The sequence below is a fragment of the Streptomyces griseiscabiei genome, from assembly GCF_020010925.1.
Lineage (GTDB): Bacteria > Actinomycetota > Actinomycetes > Streptomycetales > Streptomycetaceae > Streptomyces > Streptomyces griseiscabiei.
The window spans coordinates 3,090,268-3,111,118 of sequence record NZ_JAGJBZ010000002.1; the positions used below are offsets into that span (position 1 = coordinate 3,090,268).

Sequence of the window (20,851 nt, forward strand, 5' to 3'; positions counted from 1 at the left end):
GCCCCGCCCCGGGTGTCAGTAGTACCGCCGGTGCCACTCGCCGGTGGTGAGGTCGAGTTCCGAGTACGCGGCCTCGCCGGGTGTCTCGGTCACGTAGACGCGGCTCTCTCCCCCGGTGATCGACCACGGGACGAGGTCGGCGCGCAGTGTCCTCGGGCCCTCCGGGGTCAGCTCCAGGACGCCGCCCTTCGGTGCGGCGAGGAACAGGCGGCCGTCGACATGCGCGAGGTCGATGACGGGGATGTCGTAGCGGCCCAGTACCGAGAAGCCATGGGCCGCCGAGCCACGCAGTACGCGCCCGCCCCGGGACTTGCCGGAGAGGTAGACCCGCCCGGTCTCGTCGAAGGCGATACCGGACAGCAGGTCGCCCGCGTCGGGTCCGTCGGGATCCGTGAGCCGGGTCCATCCGGCGCCGTCGAAGTGCAGCATCGTGCCGTGGCGGCCGACCGCGTAGACGTCGTCGCGTGCCCGGCCGCGCAGGGCGCCGACGGACGCGCCGCCCCCTGGCCGGAACTGCGACCAGTCGCCGCCGTTCCAGTGGTAGAGGACGCCACCGAAGGTCGCGACATGCACGTCGTCGTCCGAAGTCCCCCAGATCGCCGTCGGGTTGGGCCGCGCCCGATCGTGCTCCTGCGGCGGCAGCGCGGCGTGGTGCCAGACCACCCCGCCCTCCGGTGTCTCGAACTCCAGGTCCGACGGCATGACCTCCGGCCACGACACCGGGGCGCTGGTCCAGATCAGACCGGTACTGCTCGCCGTCCACACATGACCGTTCGGCGAACACCACAGCTCGCGGAGCGTGTCGTTGGTGGCGAGGATGTTCTCCGCCGGCCCGTCGCCGCCGACCGGACGACGGAACACATAGCCCGCCGCGTTCCCCGCGTGGCCGGGCCGGTAGGTGATCAACAGGAAGTACACCGTGCCACCGGTCTCCTGGACGACGACGATGTCCTCGACGAAGTCGTTCGAGAGCCCGTCGGCGGCGTCGTCGGACATCGGGCAGCCCCTCACACTCGGCGTGGCGTGACGTGGCGCCGTGCACCACGTTCGACCGCACGATAGACGCGGCCGGCCGCACTCCCGTCCCCGGTCCGGCCCCGCCACCGGGGAATCAGTGACTGGTTACGTGCTTCCACCTATGTGCGGTACTTCTGCGCCCGTCCGGCCCGACCCGGAGCGACGTGGGACGGGGCAGCTCAGCGCGGGCCCGCCCCCGGCTTCCGGCCCCAGGCGGTGAGCATGCCGGCCGACAGCGCGGTGCACTCGTCGGAGTCGAGGTAGCGGATCGCCTCGTCGAGCGTCGCGTCGTCGACCAGGCCGGTCGCGACCATCGCCGCTCTGCTCCGCTCCCAGGTGTCGGCCCAGAAGCGGCTGAGCGGGCTTCCCGGCAGCAGGGGCGGCACATGGACCTCGGCGGCGACGGGCATGAGTCCTGCCGCACGCAGCAGGCGCGGGTAGGAGGGCACCCAGGAGACGTCGGTGCCGATGGTGTCCCGCAGCCCCTGCCACATCGCCCGCATCGCCGTGTCGTACGGCGTAGCGGGCGTCCGGCCGCTCGCGACCCCGGTCGGAGCCGCTGGAGCCGCCGGAGCCGCCGGAGCTGTCGGGACGGTCACGTGCGTGAGGTCGATGGCGTCGCTCAGGACCAGTACACCGCCTGGCTCGACGAGTTCGGCCAGTGTCGCGACCAGACGGTCACGCTCGGGCAGATGCATCAGGACGAAGCGCGCGTGGACGAGCCGGAAGCGGCCGGGGGAGAAGTCCGGGGCGGTGATGTCGGCCTCCAGCACGTCCAGCCCGGGCACGGGGCGCGCGGCGAGGAACCGTACGTCGCGGTCCACCGCGAGCACACTCTCGACCCCGCCCTCGTCCAGCAGCCGCCGCGAGACCGTGCCCGTGCCGGCCCCCACATCGAGGCAGCGCCACCCGGGTCCGACCCCGAGTGCCCGGAACCGCGCCATGCTGACGTCGTCGTAGGCGAGAGCGCCGTAGTCGATCCGCTCACCCTCACCGGCCAGCTCCGGACGGAAGACGTCCTCTCCGTAGCGGCCCCCGCCCGGCCCGTCCCCGCGCACCGCGCCGGTCACATCGCACCCGGCACGGTGCCGAGACAGGATGCCTGCGGGTCGTCGTACGTGTGCATGGCGGGACCTCATCGCTCGGTGGGCGGGGTGGTGGTGCCGGGCGGCGCGAACCGACGGCGCCGCCCCACCGATCCTCCTCCGGCATCGGTCCACGAGGCCGAGGCGCGCCGGGCCCCGGCCGATCGGCACAGGTGCGTCAGGACCGCAGGTGCTCGGTATAGGCCTCGGTCGGCGGGTAGGGCGCGGGGCGGGTCATGCCCACCGACCAGAAGCCCGTGGTCCCGGGAACGGCGGTGACGTCGTTGAGATACGGCGCCGGGGCGGGGCCGGCCGGACCGCGGACGACGGTCCAGGTGTCGCCGTCGCGCCGGAGGTACGTACTGCGGCTCTGGTCCTGGTAGTTCCAGCCCGAGATCCACGCGGCGCGGCCCCGCGCATCGCCCGCGATGCCGGTCAGCGACCCGAGGGTGAAGCCCGCTTCGACCCTGGTCCAGGCCGTGCCGTCCCAGTGGGCGAGGGCGGGGTTGCCGGGACGCCCGACCGGCCCGCCGACGCCGGCCTCGGTGCCCACCGCCCATACGTCGTCCGGGCCGGCCGCGTGCAGATCGGCGATGCCGAGCCGCAGCCCCGCGATCGGCGGCAGGGCCGTCCACGCCCCGTCCCAGCGGGCCACGGTCCCGGACCAGCCGCCGCCGTTGGACTGGTCGCCGCCCACCCAGACCTCGCCCCGCGAGCGCACCACGACCCGGTAGAGGTTCACGCTCGCGACGGGCAGGGGGTCCAGCCAGCGCCAGCGTCGCCCGTCCCCGTGCAGCAGTCGGGCGGCGCCGCCCCGGCTGCCGCAGATCCACACCTGCCGGTCGCGCCCGACCGCCACCGAGTTGAGCCGTACGTCCGGCTCGCCCCGGCCGGGGAAGTCGGCCTCGCACCAGGTGGTGCCGTTCCAGCGCAGCAACGGGCTGCCGTCCCCGGTGGGCAGGCCCACACTCCAGGCCGCGTTCGCCCGTACACCGGCGACATCGGTCAACCGGGTGTGGGCGAGATGGGACAGGTCGGTCTTCGTCCAGGCGGTGCCGTTCCACAGCATGGCCAGCGGCCGCTGCTGGGCCTGGGGGACGAGGTTCTCCTCGCCCACGGCCCAGGCGAGCCGGGGCCCGGCGACGGCGACGCTGCGCAATTGCGCGGCGGGAACGCTGCCGGGAGCGGGCACGGCCTGCCAGTCCCGCACACGGGGTGCCCGGGCACCGGCCAACGCCGGTGTCGGGGCACCGAGCGCCAACCCCGAGAGCGCGCCGACGGTGCCTGCCACAAATCGCCTTCGTCTCACTGCGTAATCCCTCCGGACGGTCGCGCGGACAGGAGGAACCACCGTGAATCAGTGAACCCGAAACTTCTAGCTATGTACGTGACAAACCGTGCGGTACTCGATCGGGTGACGAACCAGCGGTGTGTGCCGCCCGTTGTGCGAGGAACAACCTGTGGCAAGTGACCAGTGACCGACCACGAATGACGAGTGGGGAGACAGATGCGCGTTCCGATGACCATTGCCGACTTCCTGGACCGGGCCGAGCAGGGGTTCGCCGACAGCCCCGGGGTGATCGACGAGCCGGACCAGCCCGCGACGCCGGTCGCGCCCTCGACGTACGGGCGGCTGGGTGAGCGGGTGCGGGCCTGGCAGGCGGGGCTGGACGCGCTGGGCGTCGGGGAGGGCGAGCGGGTGGCGGTGGTCAGCCACAACTCGGCCCGGATGCTGGAGCTGCTGTTCGCGGTGCCGATGAGCGGGCGGATCTGTGTGCCGGTCAACTTCCGTCTGAAGGCGGAGGAGATCGAGTACGTGGTCCGGCAGAGCGGTGCCTCGGTGCTGCTCGTCGACCCCGAGGTGCAGGACACCGTGGCCGGGGTGAAGGCGGCCCACCGGTTCACGCTGGGGGAGCAGACGGAGAGCGAGCTGATGCGGTTCGGGGTGGAGCCGAGGCGCTGGTCGAACCCGGACGAGGACGCCACCGCGACGATCAACTACACGTCCGGAACGACCGCACGCCCCAAGGGAGTTCAGCTCACGCACCGCAACATCTGGGTGAACGGCCTCACCTTCGGACTGCACACCCGGGCCTGGGAGCGGGACGTCTATCTGCACACGTTGCCGATGTTCCACTGCAACGGCTGGGGGATGCCGTTCGTGATGGCCGGGCTGGGCGCCGAGCAGGTGGTGCTGCGCAAGGTCGACGGCGCCGAGATCCTGCGCCGGGTGGACCGGCACGGTGTGACGCTGATGTGCGGTGCGCCGGCGGTGTGGAACGCGGTCCTCGACGCGGCGGCCGACTGGGAGGGCCCGGTACCGGGGCGTGACCGGGTACGGATCGTGTGCGCGGGCGCGCCGCCGCCGAGCCGGATGATCCAGCGGGTCGGCGAGGAACTGGGATGGGAGTTCACCCAGATCTACGGTCTGACGGAGACCTCACCGCTGCTGACGTTCAACCGCGCCCGGCCCGGCGACGAGGCCCTGCCGGGCGAGGAGCGGGCGCGGAAGCTGTCGCGCGCCGGACTCCCCGCGCTCGGGGTGAAGCTCGAAGTGGCCGACTCCGGTGAGGTGTTGGCACGCTCGAACGTGGTCCTCGACGGCTACTGGGAGAAGCCCGAGGAGACGGCGGCCGTGTTGGAGGACGGCTGGTTCCACACGGGCGACGGCGGGACCCTCGACCCCGTGGACGGACATCTCACGATCTCGGACCGGAAGAAGGACGTCATCATCACCGGCGGCGAGAACGTGTCGTCGATCGAGGTCGAGGACACGATCTTCAGTCACCCCGGGGTGGCCGAGGTCGCCGTCATCGGGGTGCCGGACACCAAGTGGGGCGAGACGATCAAGGCGCTGATCGTCCGTGCCGACGGTGCGACGGTCGGCGAGGCGGAGATCATCGCGCACTGCAAGGAGCGGCTCGCCGGGTACAAGGCCCCGACGAGCGTGGAGTTCCGCGACGCCATTCCACGGACGGCGACGGGAAAGATCCAGAAGTTCAAGCTCCGCGAGCCGTACTGGGCCGGGCAGTCCCGGAACGTCAACTGAACCGCCGTGCCGGCCAGGGCCCCGGCCGTGTCGGGTCCTAGTCCCAACAGCCGAGGCGGGCCGGGACCGCGGTCGCATCCCGGCATCGCCGCACCTCGCTAGCCTGGCCGTCGGCCGCGCCCCGGCGGACCCGGGGACCACGTTCTCACGCATCGCAGCAGTACGTACGCCTGACGGGAGATGGTCGATGGCAGCACCGGACGTCAGCGCGGCCGCCGTCGAACGCGCCGACGGGTCGTGCTCCGGCGAACGTGCCGACGCCGCTCGCAACCGCGCCCGGCTGCTGGAGGCCGCCCACCGTCTGGTCGTCGAGTGCGGCGCGGAGCACATGACGATGGAGGCGGTCGCGAAAGAGGCGGGCGTGGGGAAGGGAACCCTCTTCCGCCGGTTCGGCGACCGGGACGGCCTGCTGTGCGCGCTCCTCGACGAGGTCGAGGCGGAGTTCCACGAGGCCTACCTCACCGGCCCGCCGCCCCTGGGCCCCGGAGCGCCCGCGGCGGACCGGCTGACGGCCTTCGGATGCACCCTGATCGCCCGCATCGCCGCGGCCGAGGACCTCGGCGCGTCCCTGGCCCGCCGGCTCCGCCTGCGTGACCGCAACGCCTCCGAGACGGGGCGCGCCTTCCACCGTCACGTCGCGGCCCTGCTGCGGGAAGCGGGAGTCGATGCGGACCACGACCTCCTGGCCCACGCCCTGCTGGCCTGCACGACCTTCGGGACGGCGGACTGTCCGGGGCACGAGGACGACGTCTCCACCGAGCGCCTCCAGGCCACCTGGACGGATCTCGTACGCCGGGTGACCCGGCCGGAGGGCCCCACGGCAGCCGCGGACGCCCCCACCGTCCGACAGCCGGGCCGGCCAGGTCGGTCGCTTCGGCCCGCTCCGCCCGGCCGGTAGGTCAGAGCGACGCCCCGGCGCACTGGACGAGTTGCTGGCCGGTGATCGCGCCGCCCTCCGGGCCGAGGAGGAACGCCGTCAGACCGGCCACCTCGTCGGGCGAGACGAACCGGCCGAGGGGCGGCGTGGCCGGGGGCGTACGGGCGCGCGCGGGATCGGACAGCATCGGTGTGTCGGTCGGACCGGGGGCGACCACGTTGACGGTGATGCCCCGGCCGGACAGTTCGGCGGCCCAGGACCGCGCCAGCGCGGGCAGGGCGGCCTTGGTCGCGGCGTACTGGCTCTTGCCGGGAACCCCGGTCGCGGTGCGGCTGCCGACGAGGACCACGCGGGCTCCGTCGGGCAGCCGGCCGGCGAGCGCGTCGAGCAGGACCACGGCGGCCTGGACGTGCACCCGCCACATCAACTCGCCGTCGTCGGACGAGAGTTCGCCGAGCGGTGCCGAGCGCTGGAGACCGGCGGCGTGCACGACCGCGTCGGGCGCGGGCAGCCCTTCGAGGGCGGTCGGCAGCGTGGCGGGCTCCGCCAGGTCCGCCCGCAGCCAGGTCAGCCCGGCCGCGGGTACGGGCGGGCGGCGGCTGATCCCGGTCACCCGCCACCCCTCGCGCAGCAGCCGCCGGCAGATCGCCTCCCCGATCCCCGAACTGACCCCGGTGACGAGCGCGTGCGGCGACGGTTCGGCCCGCCCACCGGCCTCCCGGACGGTCATGCGGCCGACGCCCTGTGCTCCGGTTCCGGAGTCGGCGGTACCTCGGCCAGCACCACCTCGACGCCGCGCCCCCGCAGGTCGTCCACGATCGACGGGTCGGCGTCGGTGTCCGTGACCAGGGTCCAGCCGGCGGGGAGCGTCGCCCAGGCGTGGAACGGACGGCGACCGAGCTTGGCCGCGTGGGCGAGGACGTACACCCGGTCGGCGCGGCGGGCCATCAGTTCCTTCAGCCGGGTCTGCCGCAGATCGGCCTCGCAGATGCCGTGCTCGGGGGAGATGCCGTCGGTGCCGAGGAAGACCCGGTCGAACGTCATACGTTCCAGGGCCGCCTCGGTCAGCGGGCCGACGAAGCCCTGGCTGAGCGGGCGTAGCGTGCCGCCGAGGCATTCGACGTGCACGGTCTCGACGTCGGAGAGTTCTTGAAGGGCCGTCAGCCCCGTGGTGGCGACGGTGAGTTCCTTCGCCGCGCGCAGTTCGTGGGCGAGGGCGCCCACCGTCGATCCGGCGTCCAGCAGCACGGTCTCACCGGCGCGGACCTCGGCGGCGGCCCTGCGGGCGATGGCGCGCTTGGCCTCGAACGCCTCGCCCGTGCGCTGCCGCAGCGACGCCTCGGGGTGGGCGGTGAGCGCCATCGCGCCGCCGTAGGTGCGGGCCAGCCGGCCGTCGGCGGTCAGCTTCGCGAGGTCGCGGCGGATCGTGGAGGGTGTGACGCCGAAGCGCCGGGACAACTCCTCGACGCTGGTGAGGCCGGTGGTGGTGGCCACATGCAGGATGCGTTCGCGCCGGGCCTTGGAGCTGAGGGGAGACATGTGTCGTGGAGTCCTTCTCTGCGCGGGAGACGGGCCGCGGGCCGCTGGACGGTGGCCTCAGCGGGCCGGTACGGAGGACATCTCGGCTGCCTGGCGCAGGGCCTCGACCATGCTACCGGCCTCGGCCACGCCCTTCCCCGCGATGTCGAAGGCCGTTCCGTGGTCCACGGAGGTACGGATCACGGGCAGGCCCACGGTCAGGTTGACGCCCGCCTCGATGCCCAACACCTTGACCGGGCCGTGCCCTTGGTCGTGGTACATCGCGACGATCAGGTCGTAGTCGCCGCGCCCGGCCAGGAAGAAGGCCGTGTCGGCGGGGAGCGGGCCCCGTGCGTCGACGCCGTCCGCGCGCAGCACGTCGAGGGCGGGGACGATCTTCTCCTCCTCCTCGCCGTACCCGAACAGGCCGTTCTCCCCGGCGTGCGGATTGATACCGCAGACACCGATCACCGGCTCGGCGACCCCCGCCCGCACCATCGCCTCATGGCCCCGCCGCACGGTGCGTTCGACGAGACCGGGCTCGATGCGCCGCACCGCGTCGATGAGACCGATGTGGGTGGTGACGTGGATGACCTTCACCTTGGGCGTCGACAGCATCATCGACACCTCCTCCACACCGGTGAGCCGGGCGAGCAGTTCGGTGTGCCCCGGGTAGAGGTGCCCGGCCGCGTGCAGGGCCTCCTTGTTGAGCGGCGCGGTGCAGATGCCCTGTACGGCCCCGCTCATGGCGAGGTCGGCGGCCACCCGTACGTACTGGTAGGCGGCCTCGCCGGCGGTGGCCGACAGCACGCCCCACGGCAGGTCGGCGGGGAGCAGACCGAGGTCGACGACGTTGACGCGGCCGGGCGTGAACTCGGCGTCCGCCGGGCCGTCCACCGCCACGATGTCGCAGTCGACGCCCAGGATCGCCGCGGCCTGCTGCAGCCGCCTGGCGTCACCGACGACGACGGGACGGCAGCACGCCAGGGTGTCGGGATGCAGCAGCGCCGGGACGATCACCTCGGGGCCGATGCCCGCGCCGTCCCCCATGGTCACCGCGATCAGCGGCAGCGGGTGGGGGGCGGCGCCGGTGGGGGTGGTCGGGGTGGTCGGTGTGGCGTTCACCAGGGAGTCTCCTTGCGGTGAGAGCGAGAGTGGGAGAGGGGGGAGTGGCTGCCGTAGCGCCGCGGTGATCCGCAGCAGGGAGTCGGTGTCGCCGAAGCTGCCGGGCCGGGTGACGACCCGGCGCCCGTCGGGCGTCAGTGCCTGCACGGCGCCGTGGTGGATCTGGCCGAGCGGCGTCAGCCGCGTGACTCCGAGCGCGTCGAGGACCCGGCGGGCTGTCTCGCCGCCGGTCAGGACGAGATCGGCGTCCCCTGCGCGGTCGGCGGCCAGCCGCGCGAGCCCGTCCACCGGACGACGGGCCGAACCGGGCCGTGCGCGGGGGCTGTCGCCGATGCTGAGGACGGTGACGGCGGCGGGTGCGGCGGCGCGCGGGAACGACCGGTCCGCCCGCCCCGGCAGGAGGTCGTCGGGGGACAGGACGAGGTGCCGCGCGCCACGCGCGGTGAGTTGCGCGATCTGCGCAACCGCGTGAGGTTCGGCGGTACCGACGACGACCAGGACGGACCGCCGAACGCTGCCGGGTCGTCCGGGAGTTGCGGCCGGTTCGGCCGGTTCGGGTACGCCGGCCGGTTCGCCCGGCTCGGGTACGCCGGGCGGTTCGGGCATCGCCGCCTGCGTGCCCCGCGCCGCCGATCCCGCCGATCCCGCAGATCCCTCCGTGCCCGTACGGCCGAGGACGCGCCCCACCGCGGCCGCCAGACCCCCGGTGCCGACCAGCCGGACCCCGGGGCCGGACGCGAGCGCCGCTTCGGCGATCAGGTCCAGGTCGGCGTCCGACTCGGCGTCGCACAGGGCCAGGTGCCCGGTGCCGATCACCGTGCGCAGCACACCGGCGAGCGTGCCGCCGCGCACGGCCGCCAGCGGTACGACGGTCGTACGGCTGTCCCCGAGCGCGGCGGCCAGCGACGGCGGGGGAGCGCCCGCCTCCGCCCGCCAGGCGTCCGTGCGGTGCAGGGGAGTGTCGCCGAGGCGCACCACCCCGTCACGAACCGTGCGCCCCAGCGCCGGCAGGGCCGTCGCGACGACGACCCCCTCGGCCCCGTCCGCGAGGGCCGCCGTCTCCGCCGCGAGATTGCCCCGCAGCAGCGAGTCGGCCTTCTTGAAGACCAGGGTGTCCACGGGTGCCGCCCGCAGCGCGTCGTGTACGCGCCGGGCCGCGTCGGCCCCGGGCAGCTCGCGGCAGTCGAGATCGACGACGACGGTCTCGCCGTGCACGGGCGGGTCCCAGGGCGCGGGAGCGAGCACGATCCGGCCCGGACCGCCGAGGGCCACCGCGGTCTCCGCCGCGCCGGAGAGGTCGTCGGCGAGCGCGAGCAGCGGCCGGGGCGCCCGCGTACGGCGGGGAGGAATGGACATGTCCGCCTCCAAACGGTGTGCGCGACCGGCCGGCGCCGACCGGCAGGGTGGCCCGGCGTCAAATGATGACACGGAGTGCGCGATTCGCGCGAGACCCCTTGCGTGATTCGCGCAACCGTGGAACGGTTTCCGGCGCGACAGAAACCGATGGCGCCCCGCGAGAGCGGACGCCGTCCCGAGCCGGTCGCCGCACGAGAACCCCGAGAGGTCGACGATGACCCGAACTCCCCCGAGTGAGACGCCCAGCCGTCGCACCCTGCTGCGTTGGGGCGCGGCGGGCGGCGCCGGCCTCGCGCTCTCCCCCCTGGCCGCCTGCGCCGGACCGACCGGAGCCCCCGGCCCCGGCACCCTCACGCTCGGGCTGAACCGCTCCCTGGTCAGCCTGGACAACAAGCTCAACCAGTTCGACGCCGCGGTGACCGTGCAGCGGGCCGTACGGCAGGCCCTCACTGCCATCGGCCCGGACATGCGGCCCGGCCTGGTCCTCGCCGACCGGTTCGAGATGACCGCGCCCACCACCTGGAGCGTCCGGCTGCGCGACGGGATCCGCTACTCCGACGGCCGGCCCGTGACCGTCGAGGACGTGTCCACCGCCGTCCGCATGTACGGCGAGGTCGCCGGATCGTTCATCCTCGGGCTGTTCCCCGAACTCCCCGAGGTCGAGGCGACCGGCGAGCGCACCTTCCTGCTCCACACCCGCGCACCGGTGCCCGTCCTGGACCGGCTGATGGCCAACATCCTCATCACCCCCGCCGCGGACAACCGCCCCGAGGAACTCCGCTCCGGCGTCGGCACCGGCCCCTACCGGGTGACCGGCGCCGACAGCGGAGCCGGCGAGTACACCCTGGCCCGCGTCCCCGAGTACTGGGGGAAGCGACCCGCCGTCGACCAGGTCCGGGTCCGCTTCGTCCCGGAGGAGTCGAGCCGCGTCGTCTCCCTGCGCAGCGGTGAACTCGACGTCATCGACACCATCACCCCCGACTCCGCCGAGCAGCTCACCGGCCTGCCCGGGGTGCACCTGGAGGAGACCTCGGGGGTCAGGATCTGCCAGCTCTTCTACAACTTCCGCAAGCCGGGCAAGCACCCCCTGGCGGACCCCCGGGTACGCCACGCGCTCACCTACGCCATCGACGGCGAGTCCCTCGTCCGGGACGTCCTCACCGGCTCGGCGGAGCAGGCCGAGGGTGTCGTCCCGCTCTCCCTCCAGGGCGCCGAACGCACCGGCCGCTACACCTACGACCCGGACCGGGCGCGGAAGTCGCTCAGCTCCCTCGGCGCGGACGGGCTGAAGGTCAGGATCATCTGGGAGTCGGGCGAGTTCGCCGCCGACGCCTCCGTCATGGAGGCCGTCGCGGAGATGCTGAAGGACGTCGGTGTCCGCGCCGACCTCCTGCAGTTCGAGCCGGGCGGCGACATCCTCAAGTGGCGTCAGGGCAAGGGCGGCGACTGGGACGTCATCGGCAACGGCTTCCCCGGACCCACCGGCCAGGCCGTCACCATGCTCCAGGCGATGTACGCCGGCACGGCCGAGGACGAACGCACCGGGGACGCGTTCATGGGCTACGTCATCCCCCGCATCGCCCGCCGGCTGTCCGCCGCGGCCACCGAGTCCGACGCCGCCACCCGGGACCGTGAGCTGGCCGCCGCCCAGCACGCCGTCTGGGACACCTGGCCCTGCCTGTGGGCCTTCGTGCCCAAGACCGTGCTCGCCCGCCGCACCCGCGTCGACGGCATCGGGCTGCTGCCGGTCAACTCCTACGACCTGTCGACCGTACGACTGGAGGGCTGAGCCATGCCGAAGTACCTCGCCCGCCGTCTCGGCCAGAGCCTGCTGACCGTGTTCATGACCCTGACCACGGTCTTCGTCCTGGTCCGGCTCGCCCCGGGCGACCCCGCCTCCGCCTACGCGGGACCCACCGCCACCAGCGCAGACCTGGCTCTGGTCCGCGAACAGTTCGGCCTCGACAAGCCCCTGATCACCCAGTACGGGATCTTCCTGCGCGACCTGCTGAGCGGAGACCTCGGCACCAGCTACTCCTTCCACGAGTCCGCGCTCGGCGTGGTCCTCGACCGGATGCCGTACACGATCACGCTCTCCGTCGCGGCGATCGCCGTCACCGTGGCCGTCGCGGTCCCGCTGGGTGTGTGGATGGCCCGCCGCGCCGACACCTCACGCGAACTGGGCGCCAACGTCCTCACCATCGCCGGGCAGTCCATGCCGGACTTCTGGACCGGCGTGATGCTGCTGACCGTCTTCGCCGTCCTGCTGCCCGTGCTGCCCGCCTCCGGTTTCACCTCCTGGAGCGGGCTGATCCTGCCCACGGTCACCATCGCGATCCTCCAACTCGCCCTGATCTCACGCCTCGTACGACGGGAGATGACCACGGCGCTCGCCTCCCCGTACATCACCGTCGCCCGCTCCCGCGGGGTCTCCGAACGCGCCCTGACCTGGCGCTACGGCCTCGCCAACTCGGCCGTGCCGCTGGTCACCGCCGTCGGCACCCGCTTCGCGGCGCTCCTCAACGGCGTCGTCGTGGTCGAGGTCGTCTTCGGCTGGCCCGGCGTCGGCTCCCTCGTCGTCCGCGCCCTGGAGACCCGCGACTACCCGCTCATCCAGGCCACCGTCCTGGTCACGGCGACCCTCGCCGTCCTCGTCCAACTCCTCGTCGACCTCGCCTACCCGCTCCTCGACCCGCGGGTACGACTCGGAAAGGCGGCCTGAGCCATGACCACCCCCGTGGCCGAGACGGAACGGCCCAGCGCCGTCACCGCACGGCACCTCGCCCGCGCCACCGCCACCCGCCGGCGGCGCGGCGCCCGGATCAAGCTGTGGGCCGGAGCCGTCTGCACCGCGCTCGTCGCCCTGCCCGTGGCCCTCGCGAGCCTGCTGCCGCTGCCCGACCCGAACGCCCAGGACCTCTCCGGGCGCCGACTGCCACCGCTCACCGACGGACACCTGTTCGGCACCGACCAACTCGGCCGCGATCTGCTCTCCCGCCTCCTGCACGGCGGCCAGGTCTCGCTGTCCGTGGGCGTCCTCGCCGTCGTCGTCTCCGGTCTCATCGGGATCGTGGCGGGCTCGGCGGCCGGCTACTTCGGCGGCTGGATCGACACGGTCGTCAGCCGGTTCCTCGAAGCCCAGCTGGCGCTGCCGTTGCTGATGATGCTGCTGCTCGTCGTCGCGCTCTTCGGCCCCTCGGTCACCGTCATCACCTGTGTGATCGCCATCGCCCAGTGGCCCGAAGTGGCCCGGCTGACCCGCTCCCTGGTCCTCGTGGAACGCGAGAAACCCTATGTGGCGGCGGCCCGGCTGCTCGGCATGCGCGGCTGGTCCGTCCTCGCCCGGCACATCGTCCCCAACATCGTGCGCCCGGCGAGCCTGGTGGTCCTGCTGCTGCTCGCCCAGGCCGTGCTGCTGGAGAGCGCCCTCAGCTTCCTGGGCGCCGGCCCCCAGCGGCCGTTCGCCACCTGGGGCCGCATCATCTCCGACGGCCAGGACTACATCACCACCTCCTGGTGGCTGGTCACCCTCCCCGGGCTGGTCATCGCCCTCCTGGTCGTCGGGGTCAACCTGCTCGGCGACGGCCTGCGCGACCGCGTCCGCGCCCGCAGGACACCGAAGGGAGCCTGAGCCATGAACCCGCTGCTGGAAGTCGAGGACCTCCAGATCGAACTGCTCACCCCGCACGGCGTCGTCCGCGCCGTCGACGGCGTCGGCTTCACCGTCGGACACGGCGAGACCGTCACCCTCATCGGCGAGTCCGGCTCCGGCAAGTCCACGACGGCGATGGGTGTGCTGCGGCTGCTCCCCGAGGGACTCGCCGTCCTCTCCGGCACGGCACGTATCGCCGGTGAGGACGTCGTCGCGGACCCCGGAGCCGCCCGCCGGGCCCGCGGCCACACCGTGTCCCTGATCCCCCAGGACCCGATGACCGCCCTCAGCCCCGTCCACACCGTCGGACGGCAACTGGGCGACGCCCTCCGCCTGCGCCACCCCGGCCTGTCCCGGGCCGACGCCCGCGAGCGCGGCACCCTCCTGCTCGACCAGGTACGGATCAGCAGGCCCGAGACACGCTGGAAGGCCTACCCGCACCAGTTCTCCGGCGGCATGCTGCAACGCATCCTCATCGCCGTCGCGCTCGCCGCCGAACCACGGCTGCTGATCGCCGACGAACCGACCTCCGCCCTCGACGCCACCGTCCAGGCCAGCGTGCTCGACCTGCTCATGGACCTCCAGGCACGCACCGGCGTGGGCATGCTGATGATCACCCACGACCTCGGCGTGGCCCGGCTGGTCTCCGACCGCATCCATGTCATGAAGGAGGGCAGGTTCGTCGAGTCGGGACCGGCCGAGGACATCGTCGAGCGACCGGCACACCCCTACACCCAGAAGCTCCTCGCCGCCGTCCCGAGCCTCGGCCCCTGGGACGAGGACGAGGACGGATACGCGGGCCGGACCGCGCAGGGAGCCGCACGATGAAGCAGACGACATCACAGGAACCGTTCCTCGCCGTCGAGGACCTCGTCGTCGACTACCCGACCCCGGCCGGGAACGTCCGCGCCGTCGACCACGTCAGCTTCAGCGTGCCGCGCGGCGGCTCGCTGGCCGTCGTCGGAGAGTCGGGCTGCGGCAAGTCGACCCTCGCCCGCGCGATCGTACGGCTGCTGAAGCCCGTGTCCGGGCGGATCGTGCTGGACGGCACCGACCTCGCCGCACTGTCCGAGCGACGGCTGAGGCCGCTCAGACGCCGTGTCCAGATGGTGTTCCAGGACCCCTACGGCTCCCTCGACCCTCATCTGACCGCCGAGGAGATCGTGGCCGAACCGCTGCGCCTCGCGGGCGTCGGGGAACGGGCCGAACGGCACCGCCGCGCCGCCGCGCTCCTCGACCGCGTGGGACTCCCGGCGACCGCGCTGCAGCGACGGCCCGGCGAGTTCTCTGGCGGACAGCGCCAGCGCATCGGGATCGCCCGTGCTCTGGCCTCCGGCCCCGATCTGCTGGTGTGCGACGAGGCCACCTCGGCACTCGACGTCTCCGTACAGGCCCAGGTCCTCGATCTGCTGCGGGAGTTGCAGGCCGAGACCGGCACCACGTACATCGTCATCGCCCACCACCTCGGCGTGGTGCGCGAGATCAGCACCGAGGTCGTCGTCCTGCGGGCGGGACGCGTCGTCGAGAGCGGCCCCACCGCCGACGTGCTCGTCTCGCCCACCGACCCGTACACGCGCGCGCTGCGCCGGGCCGCCCTCGATCCCAAGGCGATCCACGGACTCAAACCCCGCGCCCCGGCGGCCACCACCGCGCCGCCGGAACCGTCTCGCACCCCCCTGACCGTCCCACCGGAAGGAACCGGCAAGTGACCACCGGCATCGCACTGCCGAACGTACCCGTGCCCCTGTCCCGTCTCGTCCTCGGCACCATGACGTTCGGCGACACCGTCGACCGGGCGGGCGCCGCGGACATGCTCGCGGCGGCGCTGGAGGCCGGCGTCACCGGCGTGGACACCGCCAACGGCTACGCGGGCGGGGAGAGCGAACGCATCCTGGCCGGCCTGCTGCCCGCCCACCGCGACCGGATCGTGCTCGCCACCAAGGCCGGCATCCCCCACCCCGACCAGGGCGAGCACGCCCCGCTGTCCGCCGCCGGACTGCGGGCGGCCCTGGAGGGCAGCCTCAAGCGCCTGGGCACCGACCACGTCGACCTGTTCTATCTGCACCAGCCCGACCGGACCACGCCGCTGACGGAAACCCTCGCCACCGTCGCCGAGTTCGTCACCGAGGGCAAGGTCCGCGCGCTCGGCGTCTCCAACTTCGCCGCCTGGCAGATCGCCGAACTCGCCCGCACCGCCGACGAGGTGGGCGCCCCGCGCCCGGTCGTCGCCCAGCAGCTGCACAATCTGCTCGCCCGCCGGATCGAGGAGGAGTACGTCGAGTACGCGGCCGTCACCGGACTGCGCACCCTGGTCTACAACCCGCTCGGCGGCGGCCTCCTCACCGGACGGCACAGCTACGGGCAGGCCCCCGGGTCCGGCCGGTTCGGCGACTCGCGGCTCGCCGGGATGTACCGGCAGCGCTACTGGGACCCCCGCCTCTTCGACGCCGTCGCCGAACTGGCCCGGATCGCCGGCGAAGCGGGCGTCCCGCTCACCGAACTGGCGCTGCGCTGGCTCCTCGACCGCCCCTCCACCGACGCGCTGCTGCTCGGCGGTTCCCGGACCGCGCACCTGACCGCCAACCTCGCCGCCGCCCAGGCCGGCCCCCTGCCCGCCGATGTCACCGCCGCCTGCGACGCGGTCGGCGCGACCCTGCGCGGCCCCATGCCCGCCTACAACCGCTGAGCCCCCTCTCCGCAGAAGGAACCCCATGACCCCGGCAGAGTTCACCGCCGCCCTGCGCGCCCGCGAGCAACTCCTCGGCTACTGGTGCCTGTTGGACGCGCCCGTTGCCACCGAACGCATCGCCCGCCTCGGCTACGACTACATCGCCCTCGACGCCCAGCACGGCCTGTTCGGCTACTCCGGCATGCTCAACAACCTCCTCGCCGTCGACTGCCAGGGCTCCACCGCTGTCGGCCTCGTCCGGGTGGAGGCCAACGACCCCGGCCCGATCGGCCGCGCCCTGGACGCGGGCGCCACCGGGGTGATCGTGCCCCTGGTCGACACGGCCGCACAGGCCGCCGAGGCCGTGGCCGCCGTCCGTTATCCCCCGCACGGCCGGCGCTCCTACGGACCGATGCGCTCGGCCCTGCGGATCGGCCCCGACCCGGCCGCCGCGCACGACGCCACGGTCGTCCTCGCCATGATCGAGACGGCGGAGGGACTGGCCGACGTCGAGGCGATCTGCGCGACCCCCGGCCTGGACGGCGTCTACGTCGGCCCCTCCGACCTGCGCCTCGCCCTCGGCGGCGCCACGTCCACGGACCCGGCCCTCGCCGACACCTTCGAGGCCGCGCTCGTCACCGTCCGCGAGGCGGCGGCCTCCGCCGGTATCGCCGCGGGCATCCACAACCCGGACGGGGCGAGCGCCGCCAAGCGCCTCGCCGAGGGCTTCACCTTCGCGACCGTCGCCTGCGATCTGGTGCACCTGGAACAGAGCGCGCGCCGCCACCTGTCCGCCGCCCGCACGCCCGGGGAGGCGCTGTGACCGACCACCTGTCCGAACTCTCCGACCTGTCCGCCACCGTCGACCGCACCGACACCACACTCCCGGCGCCGGCCGTACAGAACCACGCCGCCAACCTCACCGTCCTGCCCGGCGGCGACCTCGGCTGCGTCTGGTTCGGCGGCACCCAGGAAGGTGTGGCCGACATCTGCGTCTGGTTCTCCCGGCTCACGCCCGGCGCCACCACCTGGACCGACCCGATCCGGCTCTCCGACGACCCGGCCCGCTCCGAGCAGAACCCCCTCCTCTTCCCCGCACCCTCCGGTGCCCTGTGGCTCCTGCACACCGCCCAGCGCGGCGGCGACCAGGACACCGCAGAGGTACGGCTCCGGGTCAGCCACGACAACGGCGTCACCTGGGACGAGCCCCGCACCCTGTTCCCCGCGACGCCCGGGACCGGAGGTGTCTTCGTCCGCCAGCCACCCGTCCTCCTGCCCACCGGCCGACTGCTGGTGCCCGTCTTCCGCTGCCGGACCACACCCGGCGAGAAGTGGTCCGGCGACCTCGACACCAGCGCGGTGATGATCAGCGGCGACCAGGGCGGCACCTGGCGCGAGCAGCCCGTGCCCGGCTCCACCGGCCTCGTCCACATGAACGTCCACCCCCTCCCGGACAGCTCCCTCCTCGCCCTCTTCCGCAGCCGCCGCGCCGACGCCGTGCACCGGTCCGTGTCGCTGGACGACGGCGACACCTGGAGCGAGCCGCAGCCGCTCGACCTGCCGAACAACAACTCGTCGATCCAGTACCTCCCCCTGACCGACGGCCGCCTCGCCCTCGTCTACAACCACAGCAGCGCCGCCGACGCCACCGCCCGCCGCGTCTCCCTCTACGACGAGATCGACGACTCGGGCGCGCTCGGCGACAGCGGGGGAGAGGCCGCCCACGCGACACCCACGGCGGCCCGGCGGGACGTCGCGACGCCCACCGCGTCCACGGCCCTCGCGGCGGCGCCCGGCGCCTTCTGGGGTGCTCCCCGCGCCCCGCTCAGCCTCGCGCTCTCCTCCGACGCCGGCCTCACCTGGCCCCTGCGCACCGACCTCGTCACCGGTGACGGTCACTGCCTCACCAACAACTCCCGCGACGGCCTCAACCGCGAGCTCTCCTACCCCTCGATAGCCCAGACCCCGGACGGCGCCGTCCACATCGCCTACACCCACCACCGCAAGGTCATCCGCCACATCCGCCTGGTCCTGCGGTAGCGGCGGCGAGGCGGCAGCGGCCCTCAAACGCGGTCGCGCGCATGACAGGGTTGCGACGAGAATGCCGTGGCGATGCCGGAACCCACCCGCGTCGCACCCACTCTCCAGCGCACCCACTCTCAGAGGAGCACTCCGATGGCCGGCCCGCCGCACGCACACGCCAGCCTGGACGGCCTCGTGTGGGGCGATGCCTTCGGGGACGGCTGGTTCACGAGCTCCGACGAGAACGCCGAGGAGCTGTGGGGCGCGCGGACGCCACGCCCGAGTCCATGGCTGTGGACGGACGACTCCGCGATGGCCTTCGTGCTGTTCGCCCATCTGACGGCCCATGGTGAGGTCCGGCCGGACGGGCTGGCGGAGGAGTTCGCCGCCGAGTACGAGCGGGACCCGGAGCGCGGGTACGGGCCGTCGATGCACGGTCTGCTCCGGGGCATTCGCGAGGGCGCGGACTGGCGGGCCGTCACCACGGCGCAGTTCGGCGGGCAGGGCTCCCACGGCAACGGTGCCGCGATGCGGGTCGCCCCCCTCGGAGCGTGGTTCCGGGACGATCTGCCCCTCGCCGCCGAGCAGGCCCGGCTGTCCGCGCTGACCACGCACGCCCACCCCGAGGCCGTCGCCGGCGCCGTGGCCGTGGCCGTCGCGGCGGCACTGGCGGCCACCCACGAGGGGCCGGACACCCCGCCCCGCCCGGAGTTCCTGCGCGAGATCGCCGGCCATGTGCCGGACAGCGACGTCCGCTCCCGGCTGCTCGTGGCCGCGAACTTCTCCGACCGCACCTCGGTGCGCCACGCGGCGTCCGTGCTCGGCTCGGGGACGCTGATCTCGGCCCAGGACACGGTTCCCTTCGCCCTGTGGTCCGCCGCGGGACACCTGGACGACCTGACCGAGGCGCTCTGGCAGACCGTGGCCGGATGGGGCGACCGCGACACCACCTGCGCGATCGCGGGAGGCGTCGTCGCGGCCCACAGCGGTACGGCCCAGATCCCCGACGCATGGCGCGAAGCCCGCGAGGCCATCCCCGCCCGGAGCCGCTGGGACGCCGCCACGGGCGTCCGGTAGGGCACGGTGCGGGCCGGACCCGGCGCGCGGAGCCGGTGCGGGGAGCAGGTGCGCGCGGTCAGCGCGCCCGCTCCGTCTCCCGCGCCGCTACCGGCCGCCGCCGCAGCAGATAGACGGCCGCGACCGACACCAGAAGAGCCATGCACGCGATGAACACCAGCCCCGCACCCTCCAGTCCGATCGGTTCCGCGAGCAGGCCCACGCCGATGACCGGTACCGAGATGCCCGTGTAGGCCACCACGAACAGGGTCGAGATCACGGCCGCGCGCCGGTCCGGGTCGGACGCGGCGGCCACCGCGGACAGGGCCCCACGGAAGGCCAGCCCCTGCCCGGCCCCGCCCACGACGGCGCTCAGCACCACCAGGGCCAGCAGTTCCCACCACAGCGCCCCGGCCAGCAGTGCCAGCCCGGCCAGCAGCCCGGCGCAGCCCAGCGGCAGCGAGCGGGTCGTCCCGACCCGGCCGACGGCCAACTGCCCGGCGGTCGAGGCGAAGAAGGCCAGCGCGACGACCAGCCCGCTCACCGCGTGATCGTGTACGTCCAGGGACTGGGCGAGGAAGGCCGGGCTGACCGAGGTGAACACCCCGAACAGGGCGAACCCCACGAACGAGGCGGTGGCGGCCGGCCCGAAGACCGCTCGCACCCGTGGCGGCAGACTGGGGCGTTGCGGCCGTACGGCGCCGAGCGGCCGACGCTCCCGCACGGTTTCCGGGAGCCGCAGCAGGACGGCGGCCGAGCACACCACCAGGGCGAGATGGACGGCGAACGGCAGGTACAGCGGCCGGTCCGCGTACTGTGCGAGCACCCCGGCGAGCAGCGGACCGCAGCCGAGGCCGCCCATGTTCGCCGCCGTCGCCACGAACGTGGCCCGCGAGGCGCCGCCCCGTGGTGCCAGCTCCATGACGTAGGCCGTGGCCGCCCCGGTGAACAGGCCGGCGGACAGCCCCGACAGCAGCCGCCCCGCGTACAGCCAGCCGAGCGCGGTGGCACACAGGAAACAGACGGCACTGGCCGCCGCGAACCCGAGGCCCCACAGCAGCACGGGCCGTCTGCCCACGCTGTCCGAGGCGTTGCCCGCCAGCAGCAGTACGCCGATGACCCCGAAGGCGTAGACGGCGTAGACGACGGTGACCGTCAGCTCGGAGAAGCCGAACTTCTCCTGGTAGAGGCCGTAGAGGGGGGTCGGCAGGGTCGTGCCCGCCATGCACACGGCGAACACGGCCCCGGCGAGCAGGCACGGGCGCCAGCGTCCAAGATCACCGTCCATACCGCCGAAGGTAACCTCGCCCGCCGCCGCACGCGCCCCGACGCCGACCCTCTCGGGGGGCACGCGGTCGGTTCGCCGCCCGCGTCGGTGACACTGACGGAGGCCATCGCCGCACCCGCGGCGAGGCCGAGTTCGCAC

Annotated in this window: 18 protein-coding genes; 11 read left to right on the forward strand and 7 right to left on the reverse strand. The window is 73.5% G+C overall.

Going from position 1 to position 20,851, the window contains the following annotated elements; all coding sequences use genetic code 11:
* Positions 1-15: 15 nt before the first annotated feature.
* The 3 genes from J8M51_RS30680 to J8M51_RS30690 all read right to left on the reverse strand — a co-directional run bounded on the left by J8M51_RS30680 (position 16) and on the right by J8M51_RS30690 (position 3,393).
* A complete protein-coding gene (locus tag J8M51_RS30680; RefSeq protein ID WP_086763030.1) occupies positions 16-996 on the reverse strand; it encodes a beta propeller repeat protein in 981 nt (326 codons plus the stop codon).
* Between the two features lie 200 nt (positions 997-1,196).
* A complete protein-coding gene (locus tag J8M51_RS30685) occupies positions 1,197-2,087 on the reverse strand; it encodes a class I SAM-dependent methyltransferase (RefSeq protein ID WP_256966271.1) in 891 nt (296 codons plus the stop codon).
* Between the two features lie 193 nt (positions 2,088-2,280).
* A complete protein-coding gene (locus J8M51_RS30690) occupies positions 2,281-3,393 on the reverse strand; it encodes a ligand-binding sensor domain-containing protein (RefSeq protein ID WP_086763034.1) in 1,113 nt (370 codons plus the stop codon).
* 216 nt (positions 3,394-3,609) lie between these two features.
* Here J8M51_RS30690 and J8M51_RS30695 point away from each other — a divergent pair, with 216 nt between their 5' ends.
* Entirely contained in the window at positions 3,610-5,151 is a 1,542-nt protein-coding gene (locus J8M51_RS30695) for an AMP-binding protein (RefSeq protein ID WP_086763036.1), read from the forward strand.
* Between the two features lie 187 nt (positions 5,152-5,338).
* A complete protein-coding gene (locus J8M51_RS30700; RefSeq protein ID WP_086763038.1) occupies positions 5,339-6,049 on the forward strand; it encodes a TetR/AcrR family transcriptional regulator in 711 nt (236 codons plus the stop codon).
* Between the two features lies 1 nt (position 6,050).
* On the opposite strand, the gene J8M51_RS30705 is transcribed toward J8M51_RS30700, so the two are convergent.
* From J8M51_RS30705 to pdxA, 3 genes are read right to left on the reverse strand one after another with little or no spacing between them, the layout of a single operon-like run.
* Complete coding sequence (locus J8M51_RS30705) at positions 6,051-6,758, reverse strand: SDR family NAD(P)-dependent oxidoreductase (RefSeq protein ID WP_267299609.1); 708 nt, start codon at positions 6,756-6,758, stop codon at positions 6,051-6,053.
* Entirely contained in the window at positions 6,755-7,567 is an 813-nt protein-coding gene (locus J8M51_RS30710) for a DeoR/GlpR family DNA-binding transcription regulator (protein ID WP_216588161.1), read from the reverse strand. The genes J8M51_RS30705 and J8M51_RS30710 overlap by 4 nt, the downstream gene beginning before the upstream one ends.
* 57 nt (positions 7,568-7,624) lie before the next feature.
* On the reverse strand, positions 7,625-10,027 hold the full coding sequence (gene pdxA / locus J8M51_RS30715) for a 4-hydroxythreonine-4-phosphate dehydrogenase PdxA (protein ID WP_267299610.1): 2,403 nt from the start codon (positions 10,025-10,027) through the stop codon (positions 7,625-7,627).
* Between the two features lie 214 nt (positions 10,028-10,241).
* On the opposite strand from pdxA, the gene J8M51_RS30720 reads away from it, so the two are divergent.
* The 9 genes from J8M51_RS30720 to J8M51_RS30760 all read left to right on the forward strand — a co-directional run bounded on the left by J8M51_RS30720 (position 10,242) and on the right by J8M51_RS30760 (position 19,446).
* Positions 10,242-11,816, forward strand: coding sequence for an ABC transporter substrate-binding protein (locus tag J8M51_RS30720; protein ID WP_267299611.1), 1,575 nt, complete (start codon positions 10,242-10,244; stop codon positions 11,814-11,816).
* Positions 11,817-11,819: 3 nt separating this feature from the next.
* Complete coding sequence (locus J8M51_RS30725; protein WP_086755655.1) at positions 11,820-12,749, forward strand: ABC transporter permease; 930 nt, start codon at positions 11,820-11,822, stop codon at positions 12,747-12,749.
* Positions 12,750-12,752: 3 nt separating this feature from the next.
* Positions 12,753-13,658, forward strand: coding sequence for an ABC transporter permease (locus tag J8M51_RS30730; RefSeq protein ID WP_086755654.1), 906 nt, complete (start codon positions 12,753-12,755; stop codon positions 13,656-13,658).
* A gap of 3 nt (positions 13,659-13,661) precedes the next feature.
* Positions 13,662-14,507, forward strand: coding sequence for an ABC transporter ATP-binding protein (locus J8M51_RS30735; protein ID WP_086755653.1), 846 nt, complete (start codon positions 13,662-13,664; stop codon positions 14,505-14,507).
* Positions 14,504-15,388: an ABC transporter ATP-binding protein gene (locus J8M51_RS30740; RefSeq protein WP_086755652.1), complete on the forward strand. Its 885-nt coding sequence runs from the start codon at positions 14,504-14,506 to the stop codon at positions 15,386-15,388. Before J8M51_RS30735 ends, J8M51_RS30740 begins: the two co-directional genes overlap by 4 nt.
* Positions 15,385-16,365, forward strand: coding sequence for an aldo/keto reductase (locus J8M51_RS30745; protein ID WP_086755651.1), 981 nt, complete (start codon positions 15,385-15,387; stop codon positions 16,363-16,365). Before J8M51_RS30740 ends, J8M51_RS30745 begins: the two co-directional genes overlap by 4 nt.
* A gap of 25 nt (positions 16,366-16,390) precedes the next feature.
* Entirely contained in the window at positions 16,391-17,170 is a 780-nt protein-coding gene (locus J8M51_RS30750; protein WP_086755650.1) for an HpcH/HpaI aldolase family protein, read from the forward strand.
* Positions 17,167-18,387: a sialidase family protein gene (locus tag J8M51_RS30755; protein ID WP_086755649.1), complete on the forward strand. Its 1,221-nt coding sequence runs from the start codon at positions 17,167-17,169 to the stop codon at positions 18,385-18,387. The genes J8M51_RS30750 and J8M51_RS30755 overlap by 4 nt, the downstream gene beginning before the upstream one ends.
* A 135-nt stretch (positions 18,388-18,522) precedes the next feature.
* The gene (locus tag J8M51_RS30760) at positions 18,523-19,446 is read left to right on the forward strand and encodes an ADP-ribosylglycohydrolase family protein (protein WP_086755648.1); all 924 of its coding nucleotides are present in this window, start codon (positions 18,523-18,525) and stop codon (positions 19,444-19,446) included.
* 58 nt (positions 19,447-19,504) lie between these two features.
* On the opposite strand, the gene J8M51_RS30765 is transcribed toward J8M51_RS30760, so the two are convergent.
* A complete protein-coding gene (locus J8M51_RS30765; protein ID WP_086755647.1) occupies positions 19,505-20,713 on the reverse strand; it encodes an MFS transporter in 1,209 nt (402 codons plus the stop codon).
* Positions 20,714-20,851 lie beyond the last annotated feature (138 nt).

Bases quoted from the DNA above. Each gene is read 5' to 3' on its own strand.
- J8M51_RS30680 (WP_086763030.1), bottom strand. From the start codon at position 996: ATGTCCGACGACGCCGCCGACGGGCTCTCGAACGACTTCGTCGAGGAC.
- J8M51_RS30695 (WP_086763036.1), top strand. From the start codon at position 3,610: ATGCGCGTTCCGATGACCATTGCCGACTTCCTGGACCGGGCCGAGCAG.
- J8M51_RS30700 (WP_086763038.1), top strand. From the start codon at position 5,339: ATGGCAGCACCGGACGTCAGCGCGGCCGCCGTCGAACGCGCCGACGGG.
- J8M51_RS30705 (WP_267299609.1), bottom strand. From the start codon at position 6,758: ATGACCGTCCGGGAGGCCGGTGGGCGGGCCGAACCGTCGCCGCACGCG.
- J8M51_RS30710 (WP_216588161.1), bottom strand. From the start codon at position 7,567: ATGTCTCCCCTCAGCTCCAAGGCCCGGCGCGAACGCATCCTGCATGTG.
- pdxA (WP_267299610.1), bottom strand. From the start codon at position 10,027: ATGTCCATTCCTCCCCGCCGTACGCGGGCGCCCCGGCCGCTGCTCGCG.
- J8M51_RS30720 (WP_267299611.1), top strand. From the start codon at position 10,242: ATGACCCGAACTCCCCCGAGTGAGACGCCCAGCCGTCGCACCCTGCTG.
- J8M51_RS30725 (WP_086755655.1), top strand. From the start codon at position 11,820: ATGCCGAAGTACCTCGCCCGCCGTCTCGGCCAGAGCCTGCTGACCGTG.
- J8M51_RS30730 (WP_086755654.1), top strand. From the start codon at position 12,753: ATGACCACCCCCGTGGCCGAGACGGAACGGCCCAGCGCCGTCACCGCA.
- J8M51_RS30735 (WP_086755653.1), top strand. From the start codon at position 13,662: ATGAACCCGCTGCTGGAAGTCGAGGACCTCCAGATCGAACTGCTCACC.
- J8M51_RS30740 (WP_086755652.1), top strand. From the start codon at position 14,504: ATGAAGCAGACGACATCACAGGAACCGTTCCTCGCCGTCGAGGACCTC.
- J8M51_RS30750 (WP_086755650.1), top strand. From the start codon at position 16,391: ATGACCCCGGCAGAGTTCACCGCCGCCCTGCGCGCCCGCGAGCAACTC.
- J8M51_RS30760 (WP_086755648.1), top strand. From the start codon at position 18,523: ATGGCCGGCCCGCCGCACGCACACGCCAGCCTGGACGGCCTCGTGTGG.
- J8M51_RS30765 (WP_086755647.1), bottom strand. From the start codon at position 20,713: ATGGACGGTGATCTTGGACGCTGGCGCCCGTGCCTGCTCGCCGGGGCC.